The sequence below is a fragment of the Paenibacillus sp. NPDC058177 genome (genome assembly GCF_042883835.1).
Lineage (GTDB): Bacteria > Bacillota > Bacilli > Paenibacillales > Paenibacillaceae > Paenibacillus_AQ > Paenibacillus_AQ agri.
Window position 1 is genome coordinate 332,375 of record NZ_JBHVVB010000003.1, and the last position, 18,782, is coordinate 351,156.

Annotated in this window: 20 protein-coding genes; 1 reads left to right on the forward strand and 19 read right to left on the reverse strand. The window is 51.9% G+C overall.

What is annotated here, in order from left to right; genetic code table 11:
* Window positions 1–580: 580 nt before the first annotated feature.
* The 16 genes from ACFVU8_RS15430 to ACFVU8_RS15505 all read right to left on the reverse strand — a co-directional run bounded on the left by ACFVU8_RS15430 (window position 581) and on the right by ACFVU8_RS15505 (window position 13,681).
* Window positions 581–1,351, reverse strand: a complete 771-nt coding sequence (locus tag ACFVU8_RS15430) for a class I SAM-dependent DNA methyltransferase (protein WP_387428271.1) — start codon at window positions 1,349–1,351, stop codon at window positions 581–583.
* A gap of 29 nt (window positions 1,352–1,380) precedes the next feature.
* A complete protein-coding gene (locus ACFVU8_RS15435; RefSeq protein ID WP_379465207.1) occupies window positions 1,381–2,328 on the reverse strand; it encodes a CvfB family protein in 948 nt (315 codons plus the stop codon).
* Complete coding sequence (gene rsfS, locus ACFVU8_RS15440) at window positions 2,325–2,672, reverse strand: ribosome silencing factor (RefSeq protein ID WP_175371114.1); 348 nt, start codon at window positions 2,670–2,672, stop codon at window positions 2,325–2,327. Before rsfS ends, ACFVU8_RS15435 begins: the two co-directional genes overlap by 4 nt.
* Window positions 2,669–3,247: a bis(5'-nucleosyl)-tetraphosphatase (symmetrical) YqeK gene (gene yqeK / locus ACFVU8_RS15445; protein WP_175371115.1), complete on the reverse strand. Its 579-nt coding sequence runs from the start codon at window positions 3,245–3,247 to the stop codon at window positions 2,669–2,671. The genes rsfS and yqeK overlap by 4 nt, the downstream gene beginning before the upstream one ends.
* Entirely contained in the window at window positions 3,231–3,821 is a 591-nt protein-coding gene (locus ACFVU8_RS15450) for a nicotinate-nucleotide adenylyltransferase (RefSeq protein WP_387428273.1), read from the reverse strand. The genes yqeK and ACFVU8_RS15450 overlap by 17 nt, the downstream gene beginning before the upstream one ends.
* Before the next feature lie 50 nt (window positions 3,822–3,871).
* Window positions 3,872–4,165, reverse strand: a complete 294-nt coding sequence (yhbY, locus tag ACFVU8_RS15455) for a ribosome assembly RNA-binding protein YhbY (protein ID WP_066373463.1) — start codon at window positions 4,163–4,165, stop codon at window positions 3,872–3,874.
* Window positions 4,166–4,222: 57 nt separating this feature from the next.
* Window positions 4,223–5,092 (reverse strand): shikimate dehydrogenase, encoded by an 870-nt coding sequence (gene aroE, locus ACFVU8_RS15460; protein WP_387428275.1) that lies wholly within the window; start codon window positions 5,090–5,092, stop codon window positions 4,223–4,225.
* A 19-nt stretch (window positions 5,093–5,111) separates the two neighbouring features.
* Entirely contained in the window at window positions 5,112–6,239 is a 1,128-nt protein-coding gene (gene yqeH, locus ACFVU8_RS15465; protein WP_379465215.1) for a ribosome biogenesis GTPase YqeH, read from the reverse strand.
* Window positions 6,236–6,763: a YqeG family HAD IIIA-type phosphatase gene (locus ACFVU8_RS15470; RefSeq protein WP_066374320.1), complete on the reverse strand. Its 528-nt coding sequence runs from the start codon at window positions 6,761–6,763 to the stop codon at window positions 6,236–6,238. Before ACFVU8_RS15470 ends, yqeH begins: the two co-directional genes overlap by 4 nt.
* Before the next feature lie 91 nt (window positions 6,764–6,854).
* Window positions 6,855–9,089 (reverse strand): DUF4129 domain-containing transglutaminase family protein, encoded by a 2,235-nt coding sequence (locus tag ACFVU8_RS15475; protein WP_387428277.1) that lies wholly within the window; start codon window positions 9,087–9,089, stop codon window positions 6,855–6,857.
* Window position 9,090: 1 nt separating this feature from the next.
* Window positions 9,091–10,335: a DUF58 domain-containing protein gene (locus ACFVU8_RS15480; RefSeq protein WP_387428279.1), complete on the reverse strand. Its 1,245-nt coding sequence runs from the start codon at window positions 10,333–10,335 to the stop codon at window positions 9,091–9,093.
* Between the two features lies 1 nt (window position 10,336).
* Window positions 10,337–11,293 carry an AAA family ATPase gene (locus tag ACFVU8_RS15485; protein ID WP_387428280.1) on the reverse strand — a complete coding sequence of 319 codons (957 nt, stop codon included), beginning with the start codon at window positions 11,291–11,293 and terminating at the stop codon, window positions 10,337–10,339.
* Between the two features lie 204 nt (window positions 11,294–11,497).
* The gene (gene spoVAE / locus ACFVU8_RS15490) at window positions 11,498–11,848 is read right to left on the reverse strand and encodes a stage V sporulation protein AE (RefSeq protein WP_066373454.1); all 351 of its coding nucleotides are present in this window, start codon (window positions 11,846–11,848) and stop codon (window positions 11,498–11,500) included.
* Window positions 11,845–12,879: a stage V sporulation protein AD gene (gene spoVAD / locus ACFVU8_RS15495; protein ID WP_175371122.1), complete on the reverse strand. Its 1,035-nt coding sequence runs from the start codon at window positions 12,877–12,879 to the stop codon at window positions 11,845–11,847. The genes spoVAE and spoVAD overlap by 4 nt, the downstream gene beginning before the upstream one ends.
* 2 nt (window positions 12,880–12,881) lie before the next feature.
* The gene (gene spoVAC, locus ACFVU8_RS15500; RefSeq protein WP_175371123.1) at window positions 12,882–13,379 is read right to left on the reverse strand and encodes a stage V sporulation protein AC; all 498 of its coding nucleotides are present in this window, start codon (window positions 13,377–13,379) and stop codon (window positions 12,882–12,884) included.
* A gap of 137 nt (window positions 13,380–13,516) precedes the next feature.
* Window positions 13,517–13,681 (reverse strand): hypothetical protein, encoded by a 165-nt coding sequence (locus ACFVU8_RS15505; protein ID WP_175371124.1) that lies wholly within the window; start codon window positions 13,679–13,681, stop codon window positions 13,517–13,519.
* A 154-nt stretch (window positions 13,682–13,835) separates the two neighbouring features.
* On the opposite strand from ACFVU8_RS15505, the gene ACFVU8_RS15510 reads away from it, so the two are divergent.
* Entirely contained in the window at window positions 13,836–14,909 is a 1,074-nt protein-coding gene (locus tag ACFVU8_RS15510) for a M42 family metallopeptidase (RefSeq protein ID WP_066373448.1), read from the forward strand.
* Between the two features lie 102 nt (window positions 14,910–15,011).
* Here ACFVU8_RS15510 and ACFVU8_RS15515 read toward each other — a convergent pair whose 3' ends face one another.
* From ACFVU8_RS15515 to ACFVU8_RS15525, 3 genes are read right to left on the reverse strand one after another with little or no spacing between them, the layout of a single operon-like run.
* The gene (locus tag ACFVU8_RS15515) at window positions 15,012–16,163 is read right to left on the reverse strand and encodes a mannitol-1-phosphate 5-dehydrogenase (RefSeq protein WP_387428282.1); all 1,152 of its coding nucleotides are present in this window, start codon (window positions 16,161–16,163) and stop codon (window positions 15,012–15,014) included.
* Window positions 16,163–16,597 (reverse strand): PTS mannitol transporter subunit IIA, encoded by a 435-nt coding sequence (locus ACFVU8_RS15520; RefSeq protein ID WP_066373444.1) that lies wholly within the window; start codon window positions 16,595–16,597, stop codon window positions 16,163–16,165. Before ACFVU8_RS15520 ends, ACFVU8_RS15515 begins: the two co-directional genes overlap by 1 nt.
* A 16-nt stretch (window positions 16,598–16,613) precedes the next feature.
* Window positions 16,614–18,680, reverse strand: coding sequence for a BglG family transcription antiterminator (locus ACFVU8_RS15525; protein ID WP_387428283.1), 2,067 nt, complete (start codon window positions 18,678–18,680; stop codon window positions 16,614–16,616).
* Window positions 18,681–18,782 lie beyond the last annotated feature (102 nt).

Sequence of the window (18,782 nt, forward strand, 5' to 3'; positions counted from 1 at the left end):
TCCATCATTTTAGAGAAAAAAAGGAAATTAAGAGAATTTTTGCACCTTATTTCCCCACTTTCTCCTTAAAATACGTTCCATCGAAAGAATTAACATACAAAAATGCCCTTAATCTTCTTCCCGCCTTCTTTCTGGCCAAATTAAGGTACAAAAATGCACTTATTTCAGCATTAGCGAGGCAGGCGAAAAGTAAGACGGGGGAGCGACGCGGAGAGCAATATAGGAGCAACGCGGTTAAACAGAGAACCCCTTCCATGCCACTCCTAGGAGGCGCCATGGAAGGGGCCACAAACGGATTCAGTCAAAAAGGCAGCCGCCTGCGAAAATCGCATAGGCTGCTGCCACCCTAAGCTCAGGCTTGAGATTAGGGGCGGTGCTTTCCGCTCGAACAAGAGCGAAGGGCCGGAGGAATTCTGGAGAAACGATAGTGTTCGCCTTTAAAGTCCGATTTCACCCTATAATCTCTTATTACAATCAGAAATCGGACTTTAACAGCGATCGGAAGAACCCTCCGGCCCGTAGCGGCTCCAGTTCAGCGCCCCCCCCGCCCCTAGTCTAAATCAGTGAGCCACCCAAACCATCATTTTACACAAATATAAAACAACCGCTGGGCATCATCATCCGCCTCAACCCATTCGAAATCAGCGAACGTCTCCACGCTGGAGAAACCCGCCTTAAGCAGCTCCGCCTTTAACCATTCCGGTTCGTAAGCGCGCTGGATGTGCGTCTCCTCGAAACGACGGTACAGACCGTTGCCTTTTTCTTCACGGGCAAATATGGACAGATGATGCTCAATCTCGCGTCGTGGCACGTCCAGCTCACAAGTCCAGATATAGGATACGGATTCCTCATCCAGAATAAAAGGCTGTTCTTCCTCATAGCGGATCAGCGTATTCGGATGATGGACGTCAAACAGGAATGTTCCTCCCGGCTTCAATCCAGCATAGGTACGGGCGAAGACTGCGCGGATATCTTCCTCTTCCACGACATAGTTCAAGCAATCGCAGAATGAAATTACAGAATCCACAGGCTCGGGAAGTTCCCAGGCTTTCATATTCTGATTGACCCAACGAACGCTTCCCTCTCTAAGAAAACGCCGTCCGTGCGGATGATCCTCCATCTTGCGCTGAGCAACCGCTAGCATGTCCTCCGAGAGGTCAATGCCCGTCATCCGGTAGCCGGCTCCTGCCAGCGGAATTGTGATCGTCCCTGTTCCGCAGCCTAGCTCCGCCACCGTCAGCGGCTTCCCGTATTTGCTCCAGGCCGTCTCGGCAAATGTAATCCAGTCTGGGTAGGGCATGTCCGCCATCAGCTCATCGTATACATAAGCAAATTTCCCGTAGGAAGGCACTGCGTTCACCGCACTTTCTATAATCAGGCTTATTGTCCGTCTTGGCTGGATTCGCCCTCAGGAGTACCGTTTCCTTCAGCGGAAGCATCCTCCTGCGAACTCGCCAGGTAGGTCCAGTTTTCCTTCTGGGTAACCAGGCCTTCCTTCATGAGTTTGCCAAGCGCCCGTTTGAAGGCTGATTTGCTGATGCCAAAGCGCTGCTTGATAATATCCGGAGGCGTCGCATCCGAATAAGGCATCGAGCCGCCAGGACGGGATTTCAGGAATTCCAACAGTGTCGTGGAATCCACATCACGGCCGATTTCCTTACGCTGGCTCATCGAAAGATTCACCCGGCCATCCTCGCGAACATGCGATATCCGCGCTCCAATCTGTTCGCCCAGGCGAAGCAGTCGACTGCGTTCAGAGGAATGGACCATGCCGATGATGCCAAAGCCCAGTACACCAGCGTCCACAAGGACGAATGTCCCCATTTGCAGCGGCTTGTACACTCTGGCGGAGACGGTCTGGCCCTTCCAGGACTCAGGCGCTGCTACCGCGAGTGGAGCTAGCTCCTGCTCACCGGCCAGCTTCGCACGCAGACGGCCTTGCTTGTCGTGTTCCATAAGAACAAACACTTTATCACCAATCTGAGGCTTAAGCTCGTTCAGATCAGGCAACTCACGGATGGGAAGCAGCAGTTGACGGCCAAGTCCCATTTCCAGAAAGCAGCCCAACCGGGGATGGATGTCCGCTACTTCCAGCAGCGCCAATTCACCAAGCTGCAGGTATGGCTTATTCAAAGTAGCAGCAAGGCGGTCTTCCGTGTCAAAGAAGATGAACACTTCCAGCTTGTCGCCCGCTTTAGGTTTGCTTTTGTTAGCCAGCTCCGTATAGTGAAGCATGACCTCTTCGTCACCGTTGGTCAAAAAATAACCGTAAGGAGATACTTCACGTGCTACCGTTAAGGTAACTGTAGTTCCAGCAATCAGGTTCATACCGTCTCCACAACCTTGGCATCGGACCACAGACGCTCAATATTGTAATATTCGCGCTCATCGCGGTGGAAGACATGGACAACCACATCTCCCAGGTCCATCAGCACCCAGCGTGCAGAATCCATCCCTTCAATACCGCGGATGACACCGCCTGCTTCATGCACGACTTTACGAACCTCGGTAGCAATGGCTTGCACCTGGATATCGGAATTACCGTGACAGATGACAAAGTAATCGCTGATCGGTGAAATATTGCGCAGATCCAGCGCTACAACATTCATTGCTTTTTTATCTTCAGCAGCTTTAAGCGCCAACTGCAATAGCTTGCTTGATGGTAGACTCATTCTTTTTCCTCCAATATTCTGACTAAATCATTTCGGGCCAATACGGTCAGCGGAAACACAATCCGGCGTTTCTCGAGCAGCAGGCTGATGGTAGAATCGAAACCGGCCACCAGTCCGTCCTCAAGACTGACTTTCGCCTGCTTGCGGATGTGATTAACACCCGGAAAGTCACGTCCCGGCTCAATGTAATCGGCGAGGCAAACGACCTTCTCCAAGATTCCCATGCCTTCACGGCCTGAGGTATGATACCTTATGGCATCCAGCACCTCGGAATCGGTAATGCCATAGTCATGTTCTGCGACAAAAGCTCCCACCTCTGCATGCCAAAGCTGCTTGTCATGGGACAGCAGTTCTTTGGACAAACCATTCTGCTCAATAATGTCCCGCATGCGCTCCACTGGCCAATATTTTGCTACATCATGCAGAATGGCTGCAGTTTCAGCGCGAACAGGGTCAGCTCCGTACGTTTCCGCCAGCTTGACGGAGGACTCCATGACGCCCAGCGTATGCTTCCATCGCTTGTCGGGCATCTGCGCAGAGACTGCCTCAATCAGCGCCTCACGACTGTATGCCATATAGTCCACCCCTTTGCACATATTCATAAACACCATCCGGTACCATATACCGGATCGACCTGCCTTCAGCCGCCCGCTGCCGCAGCATCGTCGATGATATATCCACCTGCGGCATATCCGCAAGTGTAACCCGGCCGGCAATATGATCAGGCAGAGACCCCAGATCCAGCGGCGTCCCAGGTCTGCCCACACCAATAAAGGTCAGGCGCTGCACCAGCTCATCGATTGACTGCCACTTCGGCAGATACTCCACCATGTCGGCTCCAATGATGAAATAAAACTCCGAATGCGGATGCTCGGTTTGCAGTTCTCTGATCGTATCAATGGTGTAGGAGACCCCGCCTCGCAGGACCTCAAGGTCCAGTGTACGGAAAGAGGGGTGTTGCTTCACCGCCTCCTGCACCATGGCCAGTCTGTCTTCACCCGATACCCCTGCTTCGTGCTTATGCGGGGGAATATGTGAAGGCATGAACCAGACTTCATCGAGACCGTAGGTATCTCTTGCCGATTCCGCCGCCAACATATGACCGATATGGGGAGGATCGAAGGTCCCTCCCATGATTCCAATCTTCAAGAGGATCGCCTCCCCGTTTTCTTTTCAATTCCCGTTAGATTCCTGCTATGTTAACGCGGCAGTTCAATCGTCTTGTTGTCACGGGATTCTTTGTACAGAACGATGGTCTTCCCAATAACCTGTACTAGCTCCGAACCCGATTGTTCGGCCAGTGCAGCACCGATTTCCTTCGGATCTTCAATATTGTTATTCAGCACACTAATCTTCATCAGTTCCCGTTTCTCGATGGCTTCCTCGATATGACGAACCAGATGATCGTTCACGCCGCCTTTGCCGACCTGAAATACAGAATCAAGATGATGTGCCAATGAGCGCAGGTAGCGTTTTTGTTTTCCAGTTAACATAAATGAACAAAACTCCTTAATTAACATATTATTACCCTAAACCAAAAACTTCATAGCTTATGCTCCGCCGCCGAGGCTTTCCTCAATGGTTTGGCGCATAATATCCACAGGAGCAGTCTGTCTTGTCCAGTATTCAAGAGCATACGCACCTTGATAGACGAACATCCCCAGGCCTCCGTGAATGATACAGCCTCTTTCCAGGCTCTCCGTAAGCAGCCGCGTGTGCAGCGGGTTATAGATTAAGTCGCTGACCACCATCCCGGGATGCAGCAGTGCCGGATTTACCGGCAGTCCGTCGATATGGGGATACATCCCGACAGAAGTGGTGTTAATCAGCACATCGATATCCTTCAAATGCTTCCCCATGTCATCCAGGGAGATTCCGGTCAAGCTGCCCGATCCGCTCCATTCTGCCGCCAGATCCTGAGCCTTGTCCGCAGTGCGGTTGGCAATGACGATGGAAGCAGGCGCTTCCTGAAGCAGGGCAGCCACAATTCCTCTGGCTGCTCCACCTGCCCCAATCACCATGATCCGGGCACCGGACAAATCAGAGATCGCTTCTGCCTTCAAAGAACGTACATACCCGATGCCATCTGTGTTGTAGCCTGTGAGCACACCATCATCATTGACAATGGTATTCACAGCACCGATAGCAAGTGCACTCTCATCCAGCCGATCCAGATATTCCATCACTGCTACCTTGTGTGGAATCGTGACATTGACCCCGCGAAAGCCCAGCGTCCGAATCGCGTGCACGGCCTCGCCGAGATCCTCAGGCTTCACATGCAGGGGCACGTAAGCCCCAGGAATGCCCATAGCTTTCAAAGCGGCACCGTGCATCAGCGGGGACTTGGAATGTCCGATAGGGTCTCCCATTACACCCAGCAGGATATCACCGTTCTTGTACTTCACGGCAGTAGATTCCATACCGGCCGTCCCCCTCTCTCTAAATCAGCGAAGGGCGGGTAAGCACCTTCACGCCGCGCGGAACGTGAACGGCCACAACCGCACCTTCCGTTCCATTGATTTTAATCCAGCCCAGACCCGAAATATATAGATCGCTGAGGCTGTTCCGGCCAATACGGAACTCGTGACGCTGCCACTGCGGCAGCTCATCCATAATATCCGCTGCCGGAGGTGACAGCATGACGCCGCGATGATTCGCGTATAGCTCGTCTGCCCGTTCAAGCTTCGTGCGGTGAATTTTCAGCGTTCCACTAATGAAACAGGTAAACGACTGGCGTTCTCCCTGCACAAAATCAAAGCGTCCCAGTCCGCCAAAGAAAAGCGACTGCCCTGCATTCAGCTGATACACGGCCGGTTTCAACGGATTTACAGGCATAACCGCATCCAGATCACGACGGTGCACTAATTCACTGTAGCGCCAAGGATAGACAATCCCTGGAGTATCAATAATGTAATGACCGTCGTCCAGCGGAATCTTCACTGTATCCAAGGTTGTACCCGGATAGCGTGAAGTCGTCAATTCCTGATCCAGATCGCTATAGTCTGAGATCAGACGGTTAATCAGCGTGGATTTACCCACATTGGTCGCCCCTACGACGTAGACATCGCGTTGACCACGCAGTTCAGAGACTGCTTCCAATAGCCGGTCAAAGCCTTGATTGCGCTTCGCGCTGCAGAGTACAATCTCGGCTGTACGCAATCCATGCTCTTTGCAGCGTTGTTGCACCCAGTTGCGGACTTTGTTCCAGTTCGTAACCTTCGGCAGTAAATCGCTTTTGTTCACTGCGAGAATAACAGGGTTATTGCCAACAAAGCGCTGCAGACCCGAAATTAAACTGCCTTCAAAGTCGAACAAATCGACAATATGAATGACAAGGGCATTCTTCTCGCCTACTCCGCTCAGCAGACGCAGAAACTCATCCTGATCCACCGATACGGAAGAAGCTTCATTATAGTTCTTGATACGGAAACAGCGCTGACAGATCACAGGCTCCCGATTAAAAGCCGACTCAGGGATGAAACCTGGAAGCTCTCTGTCCTCAGTCTGAAGCTTAATGCCGCAGCCGCTGCATTTAACAGGGCGCTGTGTTTCACTGTGTTGATTCATTGGGGTTTTTCCTCCTCGTGCCACAATCCTTTTTTGCGGAGCCTGCTTTGGGCAATCCGCTCTACCCGACGGTTGAACCTTGTGCCGATCCCCTCATCCTTGATGGAAATGGGTAACACAAGCACCGTGTACAAACCAAGCCGGTTGCCTCCATACACATCGGTCAGCATCTGATCTCCCACCACAATCGTTTGGTTAGGTGACAGATCCATCATCTTCATGGCCTTATGAAAGGGAGCATTGATTGGCTTTCGGGCCTGATGTACAAATTCAATATTGAGCGGTGTGGCAAAACGCGAGACCCGGTCCATATTATTATTGGATACAATAATCAGCTTGAAACCCAGTTCCTTCACCTTCTGGAACCATACCAGCAGTTCAGGAGTCGCTAACGGCGCCTTCGCGCCAACCAGCGTATTATCCAGATCCGTAATGATGCCCCGGTAGCCTTGCTGATACAGCTCTTCCAGAGCGATATCGAACACCGTATTCACCCGGAGCTTCGGGACCAACTTTTCAAACAATACGTTCACCTCGATTTCATACAAAAAACTATATCATACTCTATGGTCTTCGCAAACAAAGCCAAGGCAGAATTCCATCTGCCCCGGGGCTTCATCTGCCGGCTTTCATGCTTTTCCGCAGCCGCAAAGCTTCAGTATACACTGTGCGCCAGTCTTTGTCTTCTATAACATCCGGACTGTATTTCGCCTGTTCGAACATGCCTAGCAGAACCTTCAAATTTTCAGCTGCCGCGGGCCGTTCCTTGCTCCAACGAGCCACCGATTCACGCAGCGTTTCATGGCTTTCCTTCCTCATGCCTCTGCGCCGCATATATTTGACCCAACGACCGGTCTCAATCAGCACTTTCTGATCGGGGGTCAAAGGACCGCCGCCTTTCAGGCGCTGCAGCAGAAAACGCAGCTTGAGACGGTGGTTCCAAAGCTGGAACCCACCCCACAGCAACAATACCGCCGCAGCTAATACCACTGCCCAAGTTCCCATGCGGAATCCCTTTTGGCTTGCCGCTGCAGCTTTGGCTGCTTCTTCTTGGTCCTCCTCGTTCTGCTGATCTGTTTGAGTATCACGGTCCGGGGTCTCATTCTGTACTAACAACGGAACGTTGAAGCCTGGCGTCGCCTCTACAGGAACCCAGCCATATTCCCCAAAATACACCTCGGCCCAGGAATGGGCGTCCGCATCTGTAATCGTATAATTGTTATTGGCTGCTCCACCCGGCCGCATTCCCAGATTATCCGGCATCTCGGGCTGCTCTCCCGGCGCATAGCCCTTCACCCAGCGGGCAGGAATATTCAGGGAACGGGCCATTGTGACAAGTGCGGTAGAGTAATAATCGCAGTAACCTTCCTTAATTTCAAACAAGAAGCTATCCACAAAATCAGAACTCTTGGCACGCGAGAGATCTGGCTGATTGGTGTATGGAAAGTTCAGCTGTAAATATTGTTGCAATAGCGCTGTTTTTTCATACGGAGTGCTGGCATCGGCCGTAATCTCCTTAGCCAACTCCTTTACCCGTTCCGGGAAATCCCCCGGCAGTTTCAATAGCGCCGGATCAATTTCTTTACCGCCGTACAATTGATCAAAGCTTTTCTTGCTTAGCTCTTGAACAGGAATGACCGGAACTGCCGAAGTCACTTCATAAGTCTGGGGGTAAGGGAGTTTCTTCCCGTCTGCATCCCACAAAAGCTCACTGTCCCGGTTCCGCCAGAACAGGCCATCGCTCTGAGCTTCTTCGTTAACAGAATTTACGGTTGTAATGGAGTAGCCCCCGAAGATTACGGGGTACTCATAGCTGTTTAGCATCCTTACCGTTTGCTTTAACTCACGAGTTTGTATCTTTGAAGGGATAGCGTCCAGGGTTGTACCGACCTCTGCAGGCCGAAGCGGACCTCTTGTCAGCCGATCATCATCACTCCAGCCTTTCCCCGAATATACGTTTCGGGTCTCTCCACGCATATATGTGCGCAGATCGGATATGACGCTCATTACGGGCGCATAATCAAAATTAAACCCGCCGCCCAGCTTTTTGTCATCCAGGCTGTACCCGGAGGAGGTCTTGTTGGCTGAACTCTTCCCGCCGCTCGTGTCTGTTGAGCTTGATAACCCGCCACCAGCACCAGGACCATCGCCACTCCATTCTTTCCAAGCCGTATAAGGGTCAGTCAATGTAGGCCGAACCTCCGGCATGTTGATTCCTGTAAGAATGACCAATGAAAATATAATGGCGATATTCACAACAGCTTTTAAGGGATAATCCAGCAAATAGGACCAGCCGTGCGGATAACGAACCTGGAAACTCCGCAGATGCTGACTGACCAGCCAGCCCATCCCTGCGAACACTGTCCACGCAACCTCCTGCCACAACACCGATGAAGTGAAGGAATCCAGTGCCCCGAAGGCAGCAATGTTCATTCCGATAAACATCAGAATGCGCGCCTTTGTATTGACCCACCAGGAGGTTAACAGCAACAGCGCCCACGCCCCAAGGACAAAAGCCAGATACGGTGTAGATTGGGCTGCGATATCCGTTAGCCATTCTCCTTTGGTCTCATAAATCATATCTGTATCATAAATTCCAAAATGCAGAAGCGTCCGGTACAGGAGATACAGCACTGCACAGGCTTCGATTAGCAGGCGATATACCCGCTGAATGGGCAATAGTATTTCTATAATTGCTACAGCAACAAGAACAATCATTACGGAGGCCGTCGTCTCTCGCAGCCAGACCGGATCAGTATAAGAAAGCCATTGCAAGGCTATGATGGTCGCCCATAACAGGCTAAACGCATAATGCCAGTTTGATTTCAGCAGATTAAGCCAGCTTTTCATCTCAGGATTCCCCTCCCAATACAGCAGGAAGTTCTTGAAGCGAATCGATGCTATAACCTGTAACCCCGCGGGCCTTCAAAATTTCCAGCCAGCTCCCGCTGCGATTCACCCCTGCCGGGTTCTGTACATGCAGATGAGAAGGCGTCATGCCACGGCTTTCCGCCCAGCGCAAGGTCTCCAGCACAGGCTGCCCACTCAACGGGCTGACCAGCACGAAATAAGCCCCCTTAGGGAACATTCGGTGCGCCTTCTCCAGCCGGGCCACAATCGAGCCCCGACCCTCGGCATTGATATCTATCAGGTAATGCAGCATCTTCTGCCGCTCCGCCCCGCTCTCAGCCGGAGAGAAGACCTTGGTAGTCTTATCCAGACAGCACAGGCCTATGCCAATCCGTTCACGGATACCAAAACCAAGCAGTGAAGCCGTTATCGAGATTGCCAGTTCCAATTGTGCAGCCGTATCATATGCTCCCGAGCCGCCGTCCAGGACTATCATCGTCTTGGGAATGGATTCGTGTTCGAATTCCTTAGACTTCCAGGCTCCAGTCTTGGCAGTGGCATTCCAGTGAATGCGAGTCAGACGGTCACCGTATGCATAATCACGAACACCATTGATCTGTGTGGTCTCGCGTCTGGACTGAGCCAGGGAGACCTGCGGACCGGCCAGCCTTGATTTGCGCTCATACAGCTGCCAGCGTGGAACGAATATCGCCCGGGGAAGGACCCGGAACTGGCCTCCGGCCGCAAATGAACCTTTGTGCTCCACGAGTCCGAAAATGTCCTCGCTGAGAATATCCGTCTCCCCGAAAGTATAGCTGCCGCGTTCCATTGGCGGTGTCTGAAAACGTAGTTCCCCCTGACCCTTGAGATTCGTAATCAGGCTATCTTCGAATACCCAGCTCTCACCGTTATGTCGTTTCATTACTTCGCGCACAACAACATAGGGCAGCGGAAGAAAGCCGGGGATCGTTACGTTAAGCCGCACTCGCAGGTGTCCGCCTGCGGACAGCAGATCAGGCTTCTCCTGCTCAGAATGGAAGCTGCGGGAACCGGTAGCCCGGCGAACACCGCCGAGCCCTCCGATAATTAGATAAAGGATGAGAACAGAAACCATAATAAACAGCATAATCGATGTTTTTCCACCTTGAAACAGTACATACAGCAATGTAATACCCCAAATTGCGAGGATGCCGGCGAACTTCGCCGGCTGAATGACAGCGGCCGCCGCAGACAGATAACGTTTCATGTTATTGCCTCATTGTGACAGGCACATGGATATTTTGCAGGAGCTTCTGCAGCAGGGAATCAACACTAATATTATCCAGGCGCGATTCTGGACGCAGCAGAATCCGGTGTGACAATGCATAAGGGGTAAGAATCTTGACATCATCAGGCAGTACATAATCACGCCCCTGCAAGAAGGCAAAGGCTTTGCAGGCCATCATGAAGGACAGAGAGGCACGCGGGCTTGCACCGAGCAGCACCAGTGGATGCTCACGGGTCATCCGCACCACATCCAGCAGATAGTTCAGCACAGGTTCGCTGATGTAGACCTCACGGATCTCTTCCTGGATCATAGCAATCTGCTCCATGCTGGTGACCGGGGTAAGCTTGTCTACCGGCTGGCCGTCTTGATGCGTAAGCAGCAGCGTCTTCTCTGTCTCCGCATCAGGATAACCCAGACTGATGCGCAGCATGAACCGGTCGAGCTGGGCTTCCGGCAATGTATACGTCCCCTCAAAATCAATCGGGTTCTGGGTCGCGCAGAGCATAAACGGATGTGGAAGCGTATACGTCTCGCCGTCTACGGTGACATTACGTTCCTCCATCACTTCAAGAAGCGCTGATTGCGTCTTGGTTGTGGCGCGGTTAATTTCATCTGCGAGTAGAATATTCGTCATGACCGGTCCCGGGCGGAAATGGAACATTTCGTCCCTAGGGTGATAGACGGATACACCGGTTATATCACTCGGCAGAATGTCAGGATTGCACTGGATACGGCGGTAATCGCCGGACATGGATCTGGACAGTGCACGAATCAGTTGGGTTTTACCCGTACCCGGCACATCCTCGATGAGGACGTGACCTCCGGCGAGCATTGCTGTCAGCAGGAGCTGTATTTCGAATGATTTTCCAAGGATGCAGGATTCAAGGTTGTGGCGTACAGTGTTCATGATATGCATAGATTCTTGACGTACGGGCATGAATGGTAAACCTCCTATGTCAGAATGAAGCAGTATTAATTTTATTTTACATGATTAGGGGACCCAAAGTACATTATGGAAGCAACTGAATTATAGATAATGCTATTTCTATGTATGTAAAAAAAATCACTAGCCAATCCCAATACTTCAGCGCATAGAAAAAGCAAGCCAGGAATGTCATCCCAGCCTGCTTGTAAGTATCCCTTATCCCTTCGGTCTGACCAGAAGTGCAGCCAGAAACGAGAACACAATAGCTGATGAAATCCCGGCGCTTGTGATGTCGAAAATCCCGGTCACTACGCCGATCCATCCATCCCGCTCCAGTTCCGTCAGCGCCCCGTGCACCAGGGAATTACCAAAGCTCGTTATAGGTACAGAAGCGCCCGCACCAGCGAATTTGACTAACGGATCATACAGACCGAAGGCATCGGCAATTGCGCCCGCTACGACGAGTGTACTCATGGTATGCGCAGGTGTCAGCTTCAGCACGTCGAACATTAGCTGTCCAATAACACAGATCGCTCCGCCAACCAGAAAGGCCCACAAATAAATCATGCTTCTTCACCTCCACTCTCCAGGGACACTGCATGTGCAACACAAGGAATGCTCTCACCCTGCTGATAGGATATCGGGGATAGTAATGCACCTGTAGCGACTACTAATACTCTTTTGAGCTCACCTTTTCTCAGGCGCTTCAAGATATGTCCATAAGTTACCACTGCGGAACAGCCGCAGCCGCTTCCTCCTGCAATGACGTACTTCTGCTTCTCCAGATCATAAATGAGCAGACCGCAATCATCGAACCGGGTCTGTTCCATTGGTATCCCTTCCTTAGCCAACAGTGTCTTGGCGATCGGCAGGCCTACGGAGGCCAAATCTCCGGTTACAATAAGATCATAATGTCCAGGGGAGAGGGTCGTGTCGCGAAAATGAGCCGTAATGGTATCTGCTGCAGCCGGGGCCATGGCATTCCCCATATTAAAGGGGTCAGTAACTCCCAAATCCATTACTCGTCCAATTGTGGCATGCGTCACTACCGGCCCTTTGACAGAACCATCATTACGGCCGACAATCGCACAGCCCGAGCCTGTGACGGTATATTGCGCGGTAGGCGGCTTCTGCGATCCGTACTCTGTTGGAAAACGGAACTGTTTCTCCACCGTACAGTTGTGACTGGCAGTTCCGGCCAGCGCAAGCTTGGCACCGCCTGTATCCACAATCATTGACGCAAGGGCCAAACTCTCCATAGACGTAGAACAGGCACCGAATACACCAAGATAAGGAACCCCAAGCTTACGGGCTGCAAAAGAGCTGCTGATAATCTGATTCATCAGGTCGCCCCCAACAAAGAAATCCAGATCCTCCTGCTTCACGCCGGCATTTATAAGAGCCAGTTGTGAGGCTTTCTCGAACAGCACCCGTTCTGCCTTTTCCCAAGTCTTCTCGCCCATCTTCAGCGAGTCATAAATAAAGTCAAAATCCGAGGCCAGCGGCCCCTCTCCTTCCTCAGGACCGACAACGGAGGAAGACCCCAAAATGACAGGTCGTGAAGTGAATTCCCAGGTTTGGCTGCCAAGCTGCTTCATATTTAATGTCCACCTCCAAAGCCCATCAAGGCATAAATTACACCAATGATGAATGCTGCAACGGTTCCAAAAACGATAACTGAACCTGCCAGCTTAAACATATTGCCACCTACACCGAGCACAAGCCCTTCGGCCCGATGCTCCAGCGCAGCGGAGCACATGCTGTTAGCAAAGCCCGTAACCGGCACCGCCGTACCAGCACCAGCCCATTGCGCCATCTTGTCGTAGACGCCGAAACAGGTCAGGATAACGGAAATGAGAATCAGTGTAGCTACGGTTGGACTGGCCGCTACCCTAGAGCTCATTCCGAAGATCGCCATATATGCTTCCTGGATACCTTGTCCGATGAGACAGATCAGACCGCCAGCCAGAAAGGCACGGATACAGTTTTTTCCGACAGGACGGGCAGGAACATAAGGCTTGGACAATTTCTCATAGGACTCCGGGGTCAAGGAATCGAGCTTCAGCTTAACCCCTGAACGCTTTGTTTTAACCGGCAATGAGCACACCTCCTATGGTTTAGCGAAGAGGAGCCTGTAGCAGTCAGGTTCCCGCTTCTACAGGCTCCAGAACTGTCTTCGCTTAGAAGTTTTTCCTTATTGTTCGCTATCTGGTCCCTCCTTATGTCCTCCTGTGCTCAGGTAAAATACAGCAGGATTACAATAAGCAGCAAAAACAGTATTAAGATGAACACCGCTTCATTCGGCGGACCATACCGCGTGCTGTATCTGCGCCGGACACCATATCCATAGACAGCCCGGGTCTGCACCCTTCCTTGAGGCCTGCTTCTCATAACCCTCATCGTTATCAATCGCTTCCTTTCTTTCAGCCCCTGCGATCAGGGCTACTACTGCATAGTATTCGTGGAGACGACGCCCGGTGTCGTTTTATCCGCGAGACGTGGACAAGTGGTTCCAAAATGTTCATACTAGACGTTAGTAAAGGAGCGATTGCATATGAATCAAGAAACACTCGATTTGTTCAAAACACTTACCGAATTCCCTTCAGCCCCGGGCTTCGAGCGTGAGCTGCGCGCCTATGTCAAAGAGGCTATGTCCCCTTATACCGACGAATTCGTCCAGGACCGCCTCGGCAGCCTGTTCGGCGTGCTGCGCGGCGAAGAGAACGGTCCTAAGATCATGGTGGCGGGACATTTCGACGAAGTCGGCTTTATGGTTACCGGCATCACTGACAATGGAATGATCAAGTTTCAGCCACTAGGCGGATGGCTCTCCTCAGCGGTGTCTTCACAGCGGCTGCACATCATTACACCGAAGGGTCCGCTGACAGGTGTTGTAGGAAGCACCCCTATCCACCTGCTGAGCAATGAAGAGCGCACCAAGACAAGTGAGATCGGCAAAATGTACATCGACATCGGTGCAGATAGCCGTGAGGAAGCTCAAAGCTTCGGCGTATCTCTAGGTCAGCAGATCGTGCCAATCTGCCCGTTCACTCCACTAGCCAATCCCAAGAAGATCCTGGCTAAAGCCTGGGATAATCGCTACGGTGTAGGTCTGGCCCTGGAGCTTGTCAAAGAGTTATCCGGCAAAAAGCTTCCTAACACCGTGTACGCTGGTGCCACCGTACAGGAAGAAGTAGGCCTGCGGGGCGCTCGTACAGCTGCCAACCTGCTCAATCCGGATATTTTCTTCGGCCTGGACGCCAGTGCAGCTGCCGACATGACCGGTGATCGTCAGGCCTTCGGCCAGCTTGGACAAGGAGCGCTTCTGCGCATCTACGACCCAACAATGATCACCCACCGCGGCCTGATCGAGTATGTACAGGATACCGCCGACACTCACCGTATCAAATATCAGTATTTTGTCTCCCAAGGCGGAACTGATGCAGGACAAGTACATGTCAGCGGCATCGGAATCCCCTCTGCAGTGATCGGAATCTGCTCCCGTTATATCCACACGGCTTCCTCAGTCATCCATAGCGATGATTACGCGGCTGCCAAGGAGTTGTTGATCAAGCTAGTAGAAGGACTTGACCGTACCACCTTGCAGACAATCCTGGAGAACAGCTAATCAGGACAAACACATATGAACGAAACAAAGACGGCCGGGAGAATATCCCGGCCGTCTTTGTTTAATTGCCTTTATTTATCCCTGCCACCGACAGGGCTAATTCTAGTTTGCCTTTAACTTGTCATATTCCGCCAAGACCGACTGATGCACCTTGTGATCGGCAGCAAGACCGGTATATTTAGCCACTGTTGCCGATAGTCCGATATCTGCAAGGGAAGCCTGAAGCTCGACTGCTTCTGGATCATCCTTAACATCAAACAACAGCGCAGCTGCCATCGAACGTGTCAGAGCTGTGAAAGCAAGTCCTGCTTCATACGCCTGAACTGCCGGAGAAACGAGACGATCGTTCGGAGACAGCTTGCGGATCGGAGAACGTCCGACACGAGAGACTTCATCCGTCAGCGCCGGATTACGGAAGCGCTCCAGAATTTTATCAATATACTTGCCATGCTCGGCTTTATCAAAACCATGCTTGTTCACCAGGACAGCCCCAGTCTCCTCAAGCACTTCGCGCACACGTGCAGTCAATGCATCGTCGGCCATTGCTTGCTGAATGGTTTCGTAGCCCTTCAAGTAGCCTAGATACGCCGCAGAACAGTGACCCGTATTCACCGTGAACAGTTTACGTTCGATGTACGGCTCCAGGTTATCTACATAATGAACCCCGTTTACAGGCTTGTAGCCCGGAATCATTTGCGAAGCATCCACAACCCATTCATAGAACGGCTCGACAACCACCTTCAGGATATCTTCATGCTGCTGCAGTGGGACAATCCGGTCCACAGCGGCATTCGGAAATGCAACCGAAGCATCTGCTTTACGTCTAGTCTCTTCATCCAGCTTGGCATACACCAGCTCCTTGAGCTGTGCACTGCCGCCGATAGCATTCTCGCAGGCGATGACGTGCAGTGGCGACGAGGAACCCGCCAGCCGCCGGGTAATCCCTTCGGCAACAGCACCCGCGATATGTTTCAGAATAGATACACCTACAGCGGTAGTCACTAGATCAGCATCAGCAATAGCTGCCGCTACCTCATCACCGTGTGTGACACTGCTGAGTGCTGTGACGTTGCGAACAATCACTGTCTCTTGACCTTCGCTGGCCAAGGTAACAGGATATTCACCACGCTGCTTAAGCTGCGAGACGAACGCCTCATTCACATCGACGAAAGTAACCTCATACCCTGCTTGGGACAACAGAAGGCCGATAAACCCTCTGCCGATATTGCCTGCGCCAAAGTGTACAGCCTTCATTACTCGAGGCCTCCTTCGAAGATGGCAAGAACGTCAGCCGGTGTCGCTGCACTCATAACACGCTCGATGGCATCATCTTCGCTGAAGATCATCGCTACATTAGTCAGGATCTCCATATGTCCGTCACCAGCTGCGGCAATACCAATGACAACAAATGCTGGCTCATCGCCGCCAAAATCCACCCCATCCGGGAAGCGCAGAATCGACAGTCCAGTGGACTTGATGAATGGTCTGCCTTCTTTGGTGCCGTGAGGAATAGCCAAGCCTTCACCCATATAAGTGGAGACTACCTCTTCGCGGTCCAGCATCTTCGGAATATATTCTTCGGTTACATGACCTGCGTCTACTAATAGCTGCCCGGCCATTCGAATGGCTTCATATTTATCCTTGGCAGTGGCGTTCATCATTACTTTATTTTCAGACAGTATACTCATATGGTTTCTCTCACTTTCAAAGTTTATTTTCGAAAAAACGTAAAAGTTCGGACGACAGATACCGCCGGATTTCCGGCTCCGCCCGCTCCTCCAGCAGCTTTACCAGCTCTGTATTGAGCAGCATAGCGCTGATCTCGCTCAGGACCTCCAGGCTTTCCTTGGACAGCTTGCGCGGGGCAAGCATGAGCAGGATAACCCTGACTTCCGTCTCGCCATCAAGCTGTACAGGCTGTTCCAGCCGGTACAGCGTCAGGGAAGACTTATGAATATGGCTGCTCCGTGTATGGAACAGCGCCAGCCGGGTATCCGGAATCACCTGGCTGGCCATCCGTTCCCGCTCCAGAAGCCGGTCCAGTACCAGCCCGGTGTCACCGATCACACCGAAATCTGCAATCATGTCGAGCATGACGGCCAAAGTGGCCGGCAGGTTCATTCCGCTATTATCGAGCGAATAGAGGCGGAAGCGTTCAATCAGACTGAGCATCTCTTCCAAAATGACGCTATAACTCTTCATTCGGTCGAAAGCAGCTTCTTCCCGAACAACAGTCCCTGATTCACCTGCAGGAGGCTCTTCACGTTCTTTCGGCACAGTATTTTGTATATAGCTCAGCAGCTTCTCTATTTCTTCCCCTGTTAGCAGGGGGCTGATCTTGATATATCGATCACCCGGCAGGGGTAAATCGATAGTGGAGATAATAAGGTCATAATCTTCTTCCGGCAGACGGGCTGCCTCATACCAAGAGACATTGCCCATGACCTCAATCTGCGGCAACTCCTTATTCAGCCTGGTAGCCAGCAGCCGTGAAGAGCTCAGTCCGCTGGCACAGACCAGAATGGCCCGAACACTGCGTCTGAGCTGATTCAGTCTTTCCATGGAGGCGCCGAAGTGCATCACCAGAAAGCCAATCTCCTCGTCGGGAATGACAAGATCCAGGTTCAGATCTTCTACAGAATCCCGGACAGTCTGAAACAAATACTCGTAATCCTTACGAATCGGACCCAGTAGCGGATTACGGATGCGGGTTCCTTCACGAATCCGCTTCAAAGCAGGATTGATATGCTCTATCACTCCTTCCCGAAGGGAACGGTCGCGCAGGAATGGAACCCCGGTACGCTTTGCGACACTATCCGTCAGTCTGTAGACAATCTCCACCAGTTCGATGTCCCCGTACGCAAAACCAGTCGAAGAGAATGACTCCTGCACCCGGTCGAACAGTCCTGCTATATAGAGAATTTCTGTTCTCGGAAATGTCATACCCAGGATATGGCCCAGTTGCAGGACGAATTGCTCCGAAGCAGCAATATTCCGGTGGTCGGACATTCGCGGGTACCCCACATCTTCCGTGAGATCAATTTCCCTGCCGATACAGATCCGTCGTACAGTGACAGACAACCCCAGCAGCAGCTCCATATAGACGATTTCGGGCAGCTCCGCAGTCCATTTCCATTCCATGTCCCAGAGCGTATTCTCTACATCCATCAGTTTGTTCTTGCCCACGCTGGACAGCAGCATATTAAATACCGGGTTACCTTGTGCAGGCAGCACATGGCCGACCAGATCTGACTGGTCCAGATGCTCAGCAGCCAGCCGGCCGATGGCCCGGCGTTTATCCACTTCGGTGCCGGTAATTTCTACGCCATACCCGCGCCTTCGAACGAGCTTCAGGCCAAATTTGCGGACCCATGGCTCGAGTTCATCCAGATCATAGCTAATGGTTGCTACGGTGACTTTCAGCGAATGGGCCAGCGCAAAGAGCTTCACTGGCTCTTCAGCTTCCAGCAGGGAGCACAGTTCATAGATCTTGCGATCCTCCCCGGAATATTCCGCCGGCTTCTCTTCCCGCAAGTATACCCGCAGCGCCTCAAGGCCACCTTCCGGCCCGCTGAGCTGGATCCCTTTACCGGATTTCCGGCTCAAATCGAGGCCGAAATCCTTCAGGATGCCCTCAATATCCTCCATCTCCCGGTGAACGGTGCGGACACTGACACCAGTGTCCGCAGCGATCTCGGCAGCGGTGATCTCTTCGCTCACCCCAAGGAGAAGTCCTATCATTTGTCGCTGTCTGGCGGTCATTTTCCTCATTCCCGGAACCCTCGCCTACATGGAGACAAACGCTGGCATAAATGCCGCCAGCGTCTCCCTTATTTAATCCTAAACTACTCTTGAATGATTATCTTACACATT